Origin of the sequence: Halalkaliarchaeum desulfuricum, assembly GCF_002952775.1 — an archaeon.
In the GTDB taxonomy this organism is placed as follows: domain Archaea; phylum Halobacteriota; class Halobacteria; order Halobacteriales; family Haloferacaceae; genus Halalkaliarchaeum; species Halalkaliarchaeum desulfuricum.
Window position 1 is genome coordinate 374,795 of sequence record NZ_CP025066.1, and the last position, 13,654, is coordinate 388,448.

Below are 13,654 nucleotides of genomic sequence, written 5' to 3' on the forward strand. Positions count from 1 at the left end.
ACTTTTAGGTCCTCCTAAAAGACCTACTGGTAACGATGGCTCCTCGCGTCCCCCACAGGCCGACACCTTGTCGCTGTTGGATGGCAGGATCGGTGTCACAGCCGGAAGTCGGAGAGTCACATGTCACACAGTAAGCCACTGCAGCACGACCGGCCGGACGCCCGAACGACCGCCCCGGAGACCGAAACCGGGAGCGAGGCGTCCCGCGAGCCGGAGGGAGAAACCCTCCTCGAACTCGACGGCGTGTTCAAGGAGTACGACGCCGAAACCGCGGTCGAAGACGTCTCACTTACCGTAAAACAGGGAGAGCTTTTGACCCTCCTGGGTCCGTCGGGCTGTGGGAAGACGACGACGCTGCGTCTCATCGCGGGACTCGAGCGGCCGACGCGAGGGACAGTCACGATCGGTGCAGAAACCGTCGCCGGGGGCTCGGCGTTTGTCACCCCCGAAGCCCGTGACGTCGGTATCGTGTTTCAGGACTTCGCGCTGTTTCCGCATCTGACCGTCAAGGAGAACGTCGCATTCGGGCTGACCGACGCCGACGAAGAGGAGCGGGGCGCCAGAGTCGAGGAACTGCTCGATCTCGTGAACCTCCCGGAACACGGCGAGAAGACGCCGGACCAGCTCTCCGGGGGACAGAAACAGCGCGTCGCGCTCGCCCGGTCGCTGGCGCCGGAGCCGGAGGTGTTGCTGCTCGACGAACCGTTTTCGAACCTCGACGTCCGCCTCCGCGTGGAGATGCGCGAGGAGGTCCGCCGAATCCTCAAGGAGGCAGGGGTTACCGCGGTCTCCGTCACTCACGACCAGGAAGAGGCGCTGTCGATCTCCGACCGGGTCGCGGTGATGAACGAGGGACGCGTAGAGCAGATCGGCGATCCGGCCGCGGTGTTCGAACAGCCGGAATCGAAGTTCGTCGCCTCCTTCCTGGGGCGGGCGAGCTTCCTCGAGGGGCGGCTGTCCGAGGGGAAAGTCGAAACGGGGATCGGCCGGTTCGACGCCGCGACGCTGGAGGGGTACGACACCACCTACGACAACGCCCCCGTCGACGTCCTCGTTCGTCCGGACGACGTGCGCGCGACGCCCGCCACCGGCGAGGAAGCCGACGGCTACGTGCTCAGACGCCAGTACGTCGGCCCGTCGTTCATCTATCGGGTCGAACTCGACTCCGGTGAAACCGTCCACTGCCTCCACAACCACGTCGAGAACTTCGAGACGGACCAGCGGGTAGCGGTCGATCTCGTCGCCGACCATCCGCTCGCGTGGTATCCCCGTCAGGAAGAGCCGCCGCGATAGTCCAGTCAGGCCAGCGCGAGCGGGACGCCGAAGGCGATCGCGAGCCCGACGAGCAGTACGACCAGCCCGAGCCCGACCTGCTTCGTCGTGAACTCCTGCATCGGGGAAGTGACGCGCGCGTCCGGGTCCGGTTCGTCGTCGTGATCTGCCATACTCGACGGTGCGAACGGTGGGTACTAAAACGCATCCGTTCGATCCCGATGAGCTATCCCAAATGATAGACTAATTGATAATTAATGGAAGCGTTTATGTCAATATAATCATAATGTATGGACGTAAATAATGGGATTGCAAATAGAGATAGATCCCGCTTCAAAGTTCACGGCGAGTGACCGCCGTCTGAGCGAGTTGGGGGACTGATGGGTACGGACGCCCCTGACCTCTCGACGGCGTCCGGAGGGGAAAACGCGACCGAGAACACCGAGGTCGGTCTCACGAAAGACGAAATCTTCGGAACGCTGAGCAACGCCCGTCGCCGATACGTGCTTTCGGAGCTGAAGCAGTCCCCCGAGGGGGAATCGACGATACGGGACCTCTCACGGGCGATCGCCGGACTGGAGAACGACATCGAGCCCGAGGAGGCGACGTACGCACAGCGCAAGCGGGTGTACACGTCCCTGTACCAGTCTCACGTGCCCCAACTGGCCCGGCGGGGGATCATCGACTTCGACGCACGCAGCGGGACTGTCACGCTGACGGACGTTGCAACCACCTTCGACGTCTACCTCGAGGTCGTCGAGGAAAAGGAACTGACGTGGGCCGAGTTCTACGTGCTGCTTTCGGGTTTCTCAGCCGTGCTTCTGCTCGCCGTCGCCGTCGAGGCGGTGTTTTTCGCCGGTCTGTCCGGCCTCGCCGCGGCGACGCTCATCGCAGTTGGCTTTGGGTGTGCGTCGATCGCCCAGCTGTACCAGACGCGAAAGAATCGCATTTGATCCGCGTCGATCGGGCGATCAGGGCGACAGCGCATCGAGCGTCGCGCCGATTGCCTCCTGCTTTGCGCCACGCGGGAACGACACCGCGACGGCGTCGACTCCCTCGAGCGCCTCGAACTCTGCGACCCGCGATGTTACCTCCTCGGGCGTCCCCGCAGCCGCGAGTTCCTCGAGGAGTTCGTCGTCGATCGCAGAGAGTGCGGCCCGCCGGTCACCCTCCTGCCAGGCGTCGTGGACCCGGGTTGCAGTTTCCTCGTACCCCTGCCTGGCCAGCGCGTCGCGGTAGAACGTCCCCATCCCGCCGACGTAGAAGGCGAGATGCTGGCGGACGAGGTCGCGAGCGGGTTCCGGATCCGGAAGCGCACAGCAGGTGACCGAAAGCGTCACCCGAATATTGTCGGGGTCCCGCCCGCCGAGTTCGGCGCCGCGCCGGAGATCCTCGAGTCGGTCCGCGAGCCCGTCGGGCGTCAAAAGCAGCGCGTGCCAGCCGTCGGCGAACCGTCCCGCCAGTTCGACCGACTTCGGTCCGAGCCCGGCTGCGTCGACCGGCGGCGCCGGCTCCGGCGGATCGAACCGGAGCCGGAAGCCAGAGAGGTCGAAGATCTCCCCGTCGTAGTCGACCTCCTCGCCCGCACAGACGCTCCGCACGATCTCGGCGTACTCCCGGGTCCGCCGCAGCGGGCTCTCGAACGACTGACCGTGCCACTGCTGGATCACGGCCGGACCGGACGGGCCCAACCCCAGACGGAAGCGTCCCTCACTGGCCTCCTGCAGCGTCGCTGCGGTCTGTCCGACCAGGGCTGGCGACCGAGAGTAGACGTTCGTGATGCTCGTCCCGAGGCCGATCTCGTCGGTCCGTTCGGCGGCGACCGAAAGCGTCGTCACCGCGTCCCGCCCCCACGTCTCCGGGAGCCAGACCCGATCGTAGCCCGCGTTTTCGGCGCGTTCGACCATCGAGACGATCGCCTCGAGGGACGGCTGTGCGGCCACCGGCAGCGAGAGGTCGCGTGCGGCGTCCATGTTCGGGACTGCTCACACGAGGCACATGAAGATAGGGGACGATCCCCTACCTTCAGGGGAGTGGCGCCCCATCGGCATCCATGGATCTGTTCTGGCACCGGCGGGACCTGCGGGTCGCCGACAACCGGGGGCTCGCAGCCGCCGGAGACGACACTGGCGAGGTCGCCTCGATCTTCGTCTTCGACGACGCCGTCCTCGAGCACGCCGCGCCGCCGCGGGTCGCGTTCATGCTCGATGCGCTGTCGGCGCTGCGGGACCGGTATCGAGAGCGCGACTCGCAGCTACTGCTCGCCCGTGGCGATCCGTCGACGATCCTGCCGGCCGTTGCGACGGAGCTGGAGGTCGACCGGGTCGTCTGGAACCGCGACTACTCCGGGCTCGCGCGCGAACGCGACGCCGGCGTCCACCGGGCACTCGACGCAGTCGACGTCCCTCGGGAGGCGTTTCACGACGCCGTCCATCACGACCCCGACGCGATCCGGACGAACGCCGGCGATCCCTACTCGGTGTTTACCTACTACTGGAAGAAGTGGCGCGAACGCGAGAAGTCACCGCCGTATCCGGCCCAAACACCGGAGGATCTCGTGGACGCCAACGCGGTTCGGGAGGCAACCGCCGAACTGGACGCAGCACTCGAGACGCTCCCGTCGATCGAAGACCTCGGCTTCGGCGAGCCCGAGGCGGAGCTCCAGTCGGCCGGCACGGCGGCGGCGAGGCGGCGACTCCAGGAGTTCTGTGACGGACCGATCTACCGGTACGAAAGTCGGCGAGACTACCCCGCAGACGACGCGACCTCGCGGCTGTCGACCGACCTGAAGTGGGGGACGATCGGCGTCCGGGAGGTGTGGGAGGCGACCGCCGAGGCAGCCGAAACCGCCGAATCCATGACGGAGACGGACGTCGGCGAGAGCGATCCGGAAGCCGCGGTCGAGGAGTTCCAGTCACAGCTCGCCTGGCGGGAGTTCTACACGCAGGTGCTGTTTCACAACCCCGAGGTCGTCTCGGAGAATTATCGCGCGTACGAGAACCCGATCGAGTGGGAGAACGACCCCGAACTGATCGACGCCTGGAGGGACGGCGAAACGGGGTATCCGATCGTCGACGCCGGGATGCGACAGCTCCGTACAGAGGCGTACATGCACAACCGGGTGCGGATGATCGTCGCCTCGTTCCTGACGAAAGATCTGCTGATCGACTGGCGACACGGCTACGATTGGTTCAAAACGAAGCTCGCGGATCACGACACCGGAAACGACACCGGCGGCTGGCAGTGGGCCGCCTCGACCGGGACGGACGCCCAGCCGTACTTCCGGATCTTCAACCCGATGACCCAGGGCGAGCGGTACGATCCCGACGCGGAGTACATTCAGACGTACGTGCCGGAACTTTCCGGCGTCGAGCCGAAGGTGATCCACGAGTGGCACGAACTGTCGGAGACGGAGCGTCACCGGATCGCGCCCGGTTACCCCGAACCGATCGTGGATCACTCCCGGCGGCGGGAGGCGGCACTGGAGATGTTCGAGCGGGCGCGGGGGGAGACGGAGGAATAATACGTAAGAGACAACGTGACTACCGACGCTGGAGATCGTGGAAGCTGATCCCCATCTGCCGCAGTCCCAGCAGTATGAAGAAGGTCATCCCGATGAACAGCGTCGAGAGCGCAGACACCAGTTCCAGGTTCGCCTCCTTCGTCCAGAGGTGGAACACTTCGATCGCGATGACCTCCGTTCCCGACGTGTACGTCATGATCGGGATCGTGAGTAGCTGGAAGATGTGGATCAACAGGTAAAACCAGATGACTGCAGCAGTGTTCCTGAACAGCGGCAGGAACACCTCGCGCATCCCCTGGAGCCACGAGGCACCGAACAGCCGGGCGGATTCCTCCAGTTCGTCGTGGATCTGTACGACGTTACCGATCGCAATGCGCGAGGCGTACGGAATGAAGACGATGATACAGCCGATCATGATGATCCACAACGTTCCGTACAGATCGAAGATCGGGTGTATTTTCCCGACCCACAGCCCCGTGAAGATGACCGCTGTGCCCATGATGATACCGGGGACCGCAAGCGGAGACAGACAGAGGAAATCGACGATTCCCCGCCCTCGATATTCTGTCCGTTCGGTAAAATACGCGACAGCCACGACCAGTGCAGTCCCGAGCGTTGCGCCACCCAGAGAAATAGCGATACTGTTCAGGAACGCCCGACGAACGTTTCGGTCGGTCACCGCCTCGAGGTAGTGTGCCAGTGTGAGGTCGGAAAGCGTCGGGATCCCCGTCCAGAAGGAGTGAAACGAAACGAGAATCATCACCAACACCGGGAGGACCCAGACGATGAAAAGCACTCCCCAGATCGACAGCGCCAGCGGCCAGCGCCAGCTCCCGAGTTCCCACTTCTTCGGCTTGTAGGACCGTCCAGTCACGGTCATATAATCTTCTTTCCGACTCGTCACGGACCGATAGTAATAGGTGAGCACGGCGGTTACGGCGATGAGACTGAACGAGAGCGCTGCCGCCATCCCGTACTCCGGGGGCGCCCGCAGCGAGACTGCAGACCAGATGGCTGTCGCGTACACGTCGAATCCCTCCGGCGCCCCGAGGATCGCGACGACCGAAAACTCACCCAACCCCCTGAGGAACGTCACCGTGAAGGCAGCCAGGATCGCCGGAACGACCAGCGGGAAGCTGATCGATCTAATCGTTCGGAGGATGCCCGCACCGTGGATCCGGCTCACCTCCTCGAGCTTCGGATCCATCTGCTGGAGCGCCGGAGCCGTGAGAAGGTAAAACGACGTCACAGCGTTGATACCGACGACGAACGCGATTCCCCAGCCAGTGAAGAGATGGCTCGACACAGCCTGGACGCCGGGCACCCAGCTCAGCGCCGACGTCACGAGCCCGTTATTCGGCCCGTAGGTCGCGATGTACATGATCGCGTAGATGTATCCCGGAACCGCGTACGGGGAAACGATCACCAGCTCCATTGCACCCCGCGTCGGCAGGTCTGTCCGCACGAAGAGCCAGGCGAATCCCAGCCCGAACGTCATCGCGATCAGCGTCATGCCGACGGCGACGAAAAGCGAATTCGCGAACAGCCCGGTGACGTCGTAAACTTGTTCGAGATACACCAGTTCGAAGTTTTCAAGGGTGAACGAGCCGCTGAAATCCCCCGGAAACCCGGACCAGAGACTCGACCAGAGCAGAAAGACGAGCGGAACGACGGTCAACACGACGAGCGCGACGACGGCTCCTCCGAGAATGCCGTGTTTGACGACAGTGCCTCGAGTCACGCTTTCGACCGTGTCGGGAGCCATACCTGGCATCACGCCGATCGCACGGAGTGTCAGCTCACGGAGGGAGCTCACTGTCGCTTTGGCCGCTTTTTTGCCGTCCATCAGTGTGTCGAAGGCGATATCGTTGTCTCGAAATCAGCCGGGGTTAGATCGGGTCGAACCGATTCATCGACGGTTCGATCCATCGTCTGACCCGATTACCGGTCTTCGATGACGTTTGCGATCACTCGCTCGCCGACAGCGGTAAACTCGCCCTCATCCTCGAAGGTAACCAGAGAGACGTCCGCGTTCAGTAACTCTTCGTAGTACGGATCCACGTCGAGATCCGAGTAGTCGACATCGAGCCGACTGGGTGCAAACAGGTCGACGTCCTCGAGGATCCGACGCTGGACCGGGACTTCGACCGCCGCGCTCAAGAGGAACCGGGCGGCCCACGGGTTCGGAGCTTCGCTGTTGATCGCCAGGTGTCCGGAGCTCATCAGCGCCTGGATGTCGTCGGGGTAATGGATCTCGACCGGCAGGTCGTCGATCACCTGACGGACCGTCCACGGGAAGTTGTAGAACATGAACGGAATGTTCCCCTGTCCGACCTCCCTGGCACCCCGCGTGTGGCTCTCGACGCCTTTGAAGTCGAGGTGATCCATCATCTCGTGTAGCCACTCCTCGTCGTCCATACCGAGCTGCTCGGCGTGGTGTCGGACGATCCAGCCGATCCGGCTCGGCACCACATACGACGGGAAACACGTTTCGAGGCCCTCGTACTGTTCGTCCAGCAGGTCGTTCCAGGTGTCCGGATAGTCGAGCCCACGCTCCTCGAATATGTCCGCGTTGATCGCCATGCACGTCGACGGACCGCCGTTGAGCGCCGACACGTACCAGGGTTCGGTCATCTCGTCGGGGAGCGCCTCGGAGAACCAGAAGTTCTCGTCGATGCCGAGTTCGTAGTAGTCGCCAGCCTCCATGTCCTCCTCGTGGATCTGGTCGTACAGCGCCGTCCCCTGTGAGATGATGTCGGCCTGGTCCCGGTCGGCCTGCCGTTCCTGGATCACTCGTTGGGCGACGTCGCCGCCGTCGCTGACGTACAGGTCAGGATCCAGGGAGGTACCGAACTCGTCGTTGACGACCTCGACGAGTTGCGTCCACGCGTCGCGGGTGCCGGCCGCCGCGTAGATAGTGAAGTCGGGGTCGTCGCCGACGACTTCAGACAGTTCCTCGGTCGTCCACGGCGGCTCGGGGGCGTTCTCCTCCTCGGTTTCCCCGTCGTCTGCGGTGCCGAGAAGACCGGTACATCCTGCAAGCGCCGTCAACGCCGCCGCACCGCCCCCGGCAACGACGGCGCGCCGCGAACGGGACATCGACACTCCGTCCCGGGACCTCTCGTCTTCCGTTTCCGTGTCCGCCTCCGGTACGGCACCTGATTCGGAATTCATTTCTATGTTATAGGATTTCTGTAATAGATAATAAAAACCTTCCGCTGTTCGTTTCCTCGGATCTCACGCGGGTCACAGAGACAGCGTCGAATCGACGAACAGTTTCTCGGGCGCGACCTCTCGGTGAATCAGTCCCTGCTGGTGGGCGTATTCGAGAAACGTCTCCAACTCGATCCGGGTTTTTTCAATGATCCCGTACTCCCACACCGACGCTTCGGCACCCAGAGCCTGTCGCTGTCTCGCGGCTTCGATGTGCCCCCACGTGAGCGCCATGTGGGTGCTAGGACTCCGGGCCCGCTCGAGACCGAAATCTCGCGCAGCACAGAACGCGTCGTACAGGTTCACCGCAACCCAGGGATGTTCCTCGAGCACCTCATCGCGGATTGCGATTACGTGCATAATCGGGTGGATCCCGGTTTCCTCGAAATAGGCCTGCTCTTCGGCCTTCGGGTCATCGAAGAAGAACTCCACCTCCTCGGCGTCGGCGACGGCGTGAAACAGCGATCCCGCCGGATCCATGGCGGCGTCCAGTTCTCCCGAAAACAGCAGTTCCGTCATGTCCGCTGGATCATCGACAGCGTCGGGGTCCGAACCGCCGGAGAGCGAACGGATCTCGAACCGATCGGGGAGTTCGACTGGAACGTCGTCTTCCCGACGGCGGACCCAGGTTACCGCCTCCAGATCCAGTCCGTAGTGTTCCGCAAAGATCCCGCGGAGCCAGACGTTTGCGGTGGTTTGCCAGGACTGCACACCCACCTTCTTTCCGGCCAGATCGGCGGGCTCCGCCGCATCGACGTCGGTGTGTTTGTAAAAAAACGAGTGCCGGAACCGTCGACTCGGGAAGACGGGTATCGCCGTGAACGGATACTCCTCAGGTTTTGCACGCGAGGAGACGTACGACGCAAGCGACACTTCACACACGTCGAACTCCCGGTGTCGGAAGAACCGGCGGTGCCGACGGGGAGGGTACTCCGTCATCGCGGTCAGATCGACGCCGTCGGGTTCGATCTCGCCGGTGAGCAACGCCCGGGTGAGATCGCTATCGCTGCCGCAGAACGTCAGTTCGACGGACATACCGTGGAGTGCTTGTGTGTCGTCCGTAGTTCTGTCGTTTTCCCACCAGCTATTTATTCGCGGTGCAGAGATCCGACCTATGGCGGTCGAACTCACGCTCAACTGCGACGACACCGACATCACCCGGGCGCTGTTGACGGGGGAGGTCGACCCCGACGGGATCGACCTGACCGCGGACACGACATACCCGCCGCGGCGCCACCGGCGGTTCTGCCGCACCGACGCCTACGACGTCGCCGAGCTCTGTCTCGCCTCCTACGTCGCCTCCCGGGCCGAACCCGAGGAATACCCCTTCACGGCGATCCCGGTGTTCCCGAGCAAAACCTTCAGACACGCCTTCTTTTACAGGCACGTCAACGCCGACGTGGACGAGCCGGCCGACCTGGCGGGAAAGAAAGTGGGCGTGCAGTCCTGGCAAACCGCGGCCAACGTCTGGATGCGCGGGATCTCCACGGAGCATCACGGACTCGACCTGGAGAGCGTGACGTGGTACCGGCGCCGACAAGACGACGTCGACCGGACCGCCCCCGACCGGTACGACGTCCGGCCGGTTCCGGGCTCCCAGGGCGGCGATGCGATCGACGAGCCGCGCGACATGCGGGAGCTGTTGTTTGCGGGCGAGCTGGACGCGGTCATGGACCCGTCGGGCTCCCTGCTCGAGGCAGTCTTCGACTCCGACGATGTCGAGTTCGTGTTCGACGACCCACTGGCGGCCGAACGCGACTACTTCGAAGAAACTGGACTGCACCCGATCATGCACGTGGTGGCGATCCGCGACGAGGTGCTCGAGGAACATCCGTGGGTCGCCGAGCGGATGTACGAGGCGTTCTGTGAGGCACGCGACGTGGGACTCGAACGAGTCCGGCGACCGAGCTACAACATGTCGCTCACGTGGGCACACCTCCACCGCCTCGACCAACGCGAAATCATGGGCCCCGGCGAGGAGGTTTGGGAGTACGGGGTAACGGAGCGAACACGACGAGAACTGTCGAAGTTCGTCGAATACGCCGACGACCAGGGAATAGCCGATCGGGAATACGAGCCCGAAGAGCTGTTCGTCGCTGATCTGGCCGCCGAGTGACCGTCTCCCCCTGAGACGATCCGAACGGAATAGACACCCTCTTGTTCGTAAAACCGAACGAAGGGACATGTCGCAGCCGACACCGACCGACCGCTTCGACGAAATCTCCGGCATCGACTCCAAGGCCCTCCTGAAGCCGAAGCCGATTGCGCTCGTTGTGACTCAAAGCGAGACCGAGGGACCGAACCTGATGACTGCAGCGTGGTGGATGGTCGCGGGGTACAACCCGTTCCGGTATCTGCTGGGAGTGAGCCAGAAGACCTACACCTACGATCTCATCGAGGAGAATCCCGAGTTCGTTCTGTCGGTTCCGTCGACGGAGCTGATCGACGCGATGATACTCTCCGGAATGGTCAGCGGACGGGAACTCGACAAGATCGACCACCTGGACCTCGAGACGATCCCCGGCGCGGAGATCGACGTCCCGATCCTCGCGGACGCCGTCGGCAACATCGAGTGTCGCGTCCTCGACTCCTTCGAGTTCGAGAACACCACCTACTACTTCGGAGGCGTAGAGAAAGCGTGGGTCACCGAAGGTGGCATGGACGGACGCCTGCTCTCGCTGGAAGAAGACGTGCTCGCGTACATGGGCAGCGACTGGGCCGACGAGGACGACGACACCAAACACCGCTTTTACGCCGACCTAAGCCCGGAGAACCTCGAATCGTTCCCGGGCGACGACGTGCTCGAGGGGCTCCCGGAGGAGCTACAGGAAAAACACCGGTAGTACACCGATGATACGGGACGGTTCCGGCACCGCCATCACTCGCCTGCCGAATACAGTTTGATCGCGTCTGCGGGCGCTCGGAGGAGAACACGATCCCCACGGTCGAAGTCGCGGACACGATCCGACCGGACGACCACCTCGGTATCGGCGTCCTCGAACCCGACGGTCACCTCGTAGAGATCCCGCGAAAGTCCCGCCGCGAGAACCGTCCCCCGACGGGAGAGCGCGGCGGGCGCGTCGCCCGCCCCGACGACGTCGGCACCGACGAAGATGCCGTCTGTACCGGCTGCGCGTCCGCCGTCGGCTGCAGACTCCCGCTGGACGGCGGCGTCCCTGGGCCGAAGGAAACAGTGGACGGGGCCGTCAACGTTCGCCGAGTGGACGACGTCGACTGCGTCGACGGGCACCGTACCGAGATCGGTCCGGACGACCCTGCTCCCATCCGAGTCCCACTCGACCGAGCCGTCGAGGCGGTTCCATTGGCCGACGAAGTCGCGGGTGAACGCCGAAGACGGGCGACGATACAGTTCCCTTGGCGCCCCCCGTTCGACGATATCGCCCTCGTTCATCACCAGTACCTTGTCGGCCAGGTAGAACGCCTCCTCCTGGTCGTGCGTGACGTACAGCATACTCACCCCGACCTCCTGCTGGAGCTTCTGGAGCTCGTACCGCATGTTCGCCCGGAGCTTCTTGTCGAGATTCGACAGCGGCTCGTCGAGCAACAGGAGGTCCGGATCGTGCGCCAGCGCACGCGCCAGCGCAGTGCGTTGCTGTTGTCCCCCGCTGAGATCCGTCGCAGGCTGGTGTTTCAGCTCGGCGATGTCGACCAGTTCCAGAAGCCAGTCCACCCGTGACTCGTACTCGTCTTTCGAAAACGAATGGTCGGCATACTTCAGCGGGAACACCACGTTCTCGTAGACGGACTTGTGTGGCCAGATCGCGTAGTTCTGGTACACCATCCCGATTTCCCGATCCTCGGGGGGATGCGACACGTCCGACGAGTACACCGTCTCGCCATCGATTGTGATCTCGCCCCCGTCAGGGGACTCGACGCCCGCGATACACCGCAGCGTCGTGGTTTTCCCGCAGCCGCTGGGGCCCAGCAACGCCACGATCTCGTCTTCGGCGACGTCGAAACTGACCGCCGAAAGGATCGACTCCTCCCCGAAGCTCTTGTCGAGGTCACGCACCTGGAGCCGGTTCGTCTCTGTCATGTGTGGAGTAGGTCGCCTGACCGATGTGCCGCCGGGATCGACCGTTCGTATTCCATATTACAAGTTCCATGTAATAAACGATGGGGTTCCCGATCGTTCGGTGCGAATATGGTTCACGGGCAGAAACCCCAGAGCATGCTCGACCTCTCGCTTGCGTGTGGTCGGTACGAGTGGACCCGCGGACTGTGGGATGGGAACGTCTCGCCGGAGGGAATCGACCTCTCGATCCTGGAGTATCACAACCCCGAGCGGTTCGTGCGGATGGCGAACAATCTGGAGTTCGACGCATGCGAACTCTCCATGGGCACGTACCTCGCAACCCGATTCCGCCCGGAACAGTACCCGTTTACGGCGATCCCGGTGTTTCCGCACCGACGATTCAGACATTCGTACATTTACAGGCGGATCGACGCCGACATCGACACACCACAGGATCTGGAGGGAAAACGCGTCGGCGTCGTAAACTGGCAGACGACGACCGGAATCTGGCAGCGCGGGATCCTGCGGGAGCAGTACGGACTCGACACGAGGAGCGTCGACTGGCACCGCGTCGGATCCGAGATCGTCCCGATCGAAATCCCCAATGAGTATTCGGTGACGGATCTCGATCCGGGCGGCGGAACCGTTCCGTACATGGAGGAACTGCTTCGATCGGGTGACCTGGACGCAGTGTTGCATCCCGTGCCGTTGCAGGTGCCGGAGGCCGAACGATTGTTCGAAGAACCCATCGCCGAAGAGCAGGCCTATTTCGAGGAAACCGGGATCTTTCCGATCATGCACGCGATCGTCCTGAAGGACGAACTCCTCGCGGAACACCCGTGGATCGTCCAGAAGCTCTACGACGCTTTCGAAAACGCAAAACAGGAGTGCCTTCGACGGCTGGAGCGTCCACAGTGGGTCCCGCTTCTGTGGGCCGATATCCACGCCGAACGACAGCGCGAACTACTCGAGGATCCCTGGGAATACGGACTGACGGAGACCAACCGGAACGTACTGAACACGCTGGTGGAGTACGCACACCGACAGGGAATCGCAGACCGTCGGTACGACCTCGAGGAACTGTTCGCCACCGAATCGCTGGAAATCGGGACGTTCGGTTGAGACCCGCCGCTCTCGAAGCGAACCTCAAAAACGGAAAAACGACGACGAAAAACGGTCGTTTCCGCGGTTATTCGCCGTCCGGACCGAACCGGGAGGCGAGTTTTTCGAACGGACTCTGCGTCTGCGACAGCAGTTCCGAATCGACTGTTCCCATCAACTGTACGTTTTCGAACGAACGTGCGCTCTTATGCGACATCGTATGTAAACTTAGTACCTAGAACCGGATAAACCCTTTCGTACATAGTTTTAAATTCGGAAAAATAACCCAAACGTTCATACTATACATCGAACAATCATGAACGATTTTCGAAAGGACTGGGCCAGCACGTGTCGTCGAAAGAGAACTCGTATCGGTCGGCGATTCCGATCTCGGTTCCCACGTCGATGTCGACGCATGGAATCTTCAAACGAAAATTTATTAATATACATACATTTGGAAGAAAATATGAACACCGAGTATTGATCGGCGGAGTGCTCCTCACCTAAAT

Annotated in this window: 12 protein-coding genes; 6 read left to right on the plus strand and 6 right to left on the minus strand. The window is 62.5% G+C overall.

Going from position 1 to position 13,654, the window contains the following annotated elements; genetic code table 11:
- The first annotated feature begins 120 nt into the window (after positions 1–120).
- Positions 121–1,293: an ABC transporter ATP-binding protein gene (locus tag AArcSl_RS01880; protein ID WP_119814199.1), complete on the plus strand. Its 1,173-nt coding sequence runs from the start codon at positions 121–123 to the stop codon at positions 1,291–1,293.
- Positions 1,294–1,298: 5 nt separating this feature from the next.
- Here AArcSl_RS01880 and AArcSl_RS16970 read toward each other — a convergent pair whose 3' ends face one another.
- Complete coding sequence (locus AArcSl_RS16970; protein ID WP_193588491.1) at positions 1,299–1,445, minus strand: DUF7550 family protein; 147 nt, start codon at positions 1,443–1,445, stop codon at positions 1,299–1,301.
- Positions 1,446–1,652: 207 nt separating this feature from the next.
- Here AArcSl_RS16970 and AArcSl_RS01885 point away from each other — a divergent pair, with 207 nt between their 5' ends.
- Positions 1,653–2,225 carry a DUF7344 domain-containing protein gene (locus AArcSl_RS01885; RefSeq protein WP_119814202.1) on the plus strand — a complete coding sequence of 191 codons (573 nt, stop codon included), beginning with the start codon at positions 1,653–1,655 and terminating at the stop codon, positions 2,223–2,225.
- An 18-nt stretch (positions 2,226–2,243) separates the two neighbouring features.
- Here AArcSl_RS01885 and AArcSl_RS01890 read toward each other — a convergent pair whose 3' ends face one another.
- On the minus strand, positions 2,244–3,245 hold the full coding sequence (locus tag AArcSl_RS01890) for a TIGR04024 family LLM class F420-dependent oxidoreductase (protein WP_119814205.1): 1,002 nt from the start codon (positions 3,243–3,245) through the stop codon (positions 2,244–2,246).
- 80 nt (positions 3,246–3,325) lie between these two features.
- On the opposite strand from AArcSl_RS01890, the gene AArcSl_RS01895 reads away from it, so the two are divergent.
- Positions 3,326–4,795, plus strand: coding sequence for a cryptochrome/photolyase family protein (locus AArcSl_RS01895; RefSeq protein ID WP_119814209.1), 1,470 nt, complete (start codon positions 3,326–3,328; stop codon positions 4,793–4,795).
- A gap of 19 nt (positions 4,796–4,814) precedes the next feature.
- On the opposite strand, the gene AArcSl_RS01900 is transcribed toward AArcSl_RS01895, so the two are convergent.
- The 3 genes from AArcSl_RS01900 to AArcSl_RS01910 all read right to left on the minus strand — a co-directional run bounded on the left by AArcSl_RS01900 (position 4,815) and on the right by AArcSl_RS01910 (position 9,043).
- Positions 4,815–6,641: an ABC transporter permease gene (locus AArcSl_RS01900; protein ID WP_245883334.1), complete on the minus strand. Its 1,827-nt coding sequence runs from the start codon at positions 6,639–6,641 to the stop codon at positions 4,815–4,817.
- Positions 6,642–6,736: 95 nt separating this feature from the next.
- Positions 6,737–7,969, minus strand: coding sequence for an extracellular solute-binding protein (locus tag AArcSl_RS01905; protein WP_119814212.1), 1,233 nt, complete (start codon positions 7,967–7,969; stop codon positions 6,737–6,739).
- A gap of 72 nt (positions 7,970–8,041) precedes the next feature.
- Positions 8,042–9,043 carry a substrate-binding domain-containing protein gene (locus AArcSl_RS01910; protein WP_119814215.1) on the minus strand — a complete coding sequence of 334 codons (1,002 nt, stop codon included), beginning with the start codon at positions 9,041–9,043 and terminating at the stop codon, positions 8,042–8,044.
- 79 nt (positions 9,044–9,122) lie between these two features.
- On the opposite strand from AArcSl_RS01910, the gene AArcSl_RS01915 reads away from it, so the two are divergent.
- Both AArcSl_RS01915 and AArcSl_RS01920 read left to right on the plus strand, forming a co-directional pair.
- The gene (locus AArcSl_RS01915; protein WP_119814218.1) at positions 9,123–10,124 is read left to right on the plus strand and encodes a substrate-binding domain-containing protein; all 1,002 of its coding nucleotides are present in this window, start codon (positions 9,123–9,125) and stop codon (positions 10,122–10,124) included.
- Positions 10,125–10,191: 67 nt separating this feature from the next.
- Positions 10,192–10,851, plus strand: coding sequence for a flavin reductase family protein (locus tag AArcSl_RS01920; RefSeq protein ID WP_119814221.1), 660 nt, complete (start codon positions 10,192–10,194; stop codon positions 10,849–10,851).
- A 35-nt stretch (positions 10,852–10,886) separates the two neighbouring features.
- Here the strand turns inward: AArcSl_RS01920 and AArcSl_RS01925 are convergent, their stop codons facing one another.
- Positions 10,887–12,065 carry an ABC transporter ATP-binding protein gene (locus AArcSl_RS01925; protein WP_119814224.1) on the minus strand — a complete coding sequence of 393 codons (1,179 nt, stop codon included), beginning with the start codon at positions 12,063–12,065 and terminating at the stop codon, positions 10,887–10,889.
- A gap of 135 nt (positions 12,066–12,200) precedes the next feature.
- Between AArcSl_RS01925 and AArcSl_RS01930 the strand changes: the two genes are divergently transcribed.
- The gene (locus AArcSl_RS01930; protein ID WP_119814227.1) at positions 12,201–13,166 is read left to right on the plus strand and encodes an ABC transporter substrate-binding protein; all 966 of its coding nucleotides are present in this window, start codon (positions 12,201–12,203) and stop codon (positions 13,164–13,166) included.
- Positions 13,167–13,654 lie beyond the last annotated feature (488 nt).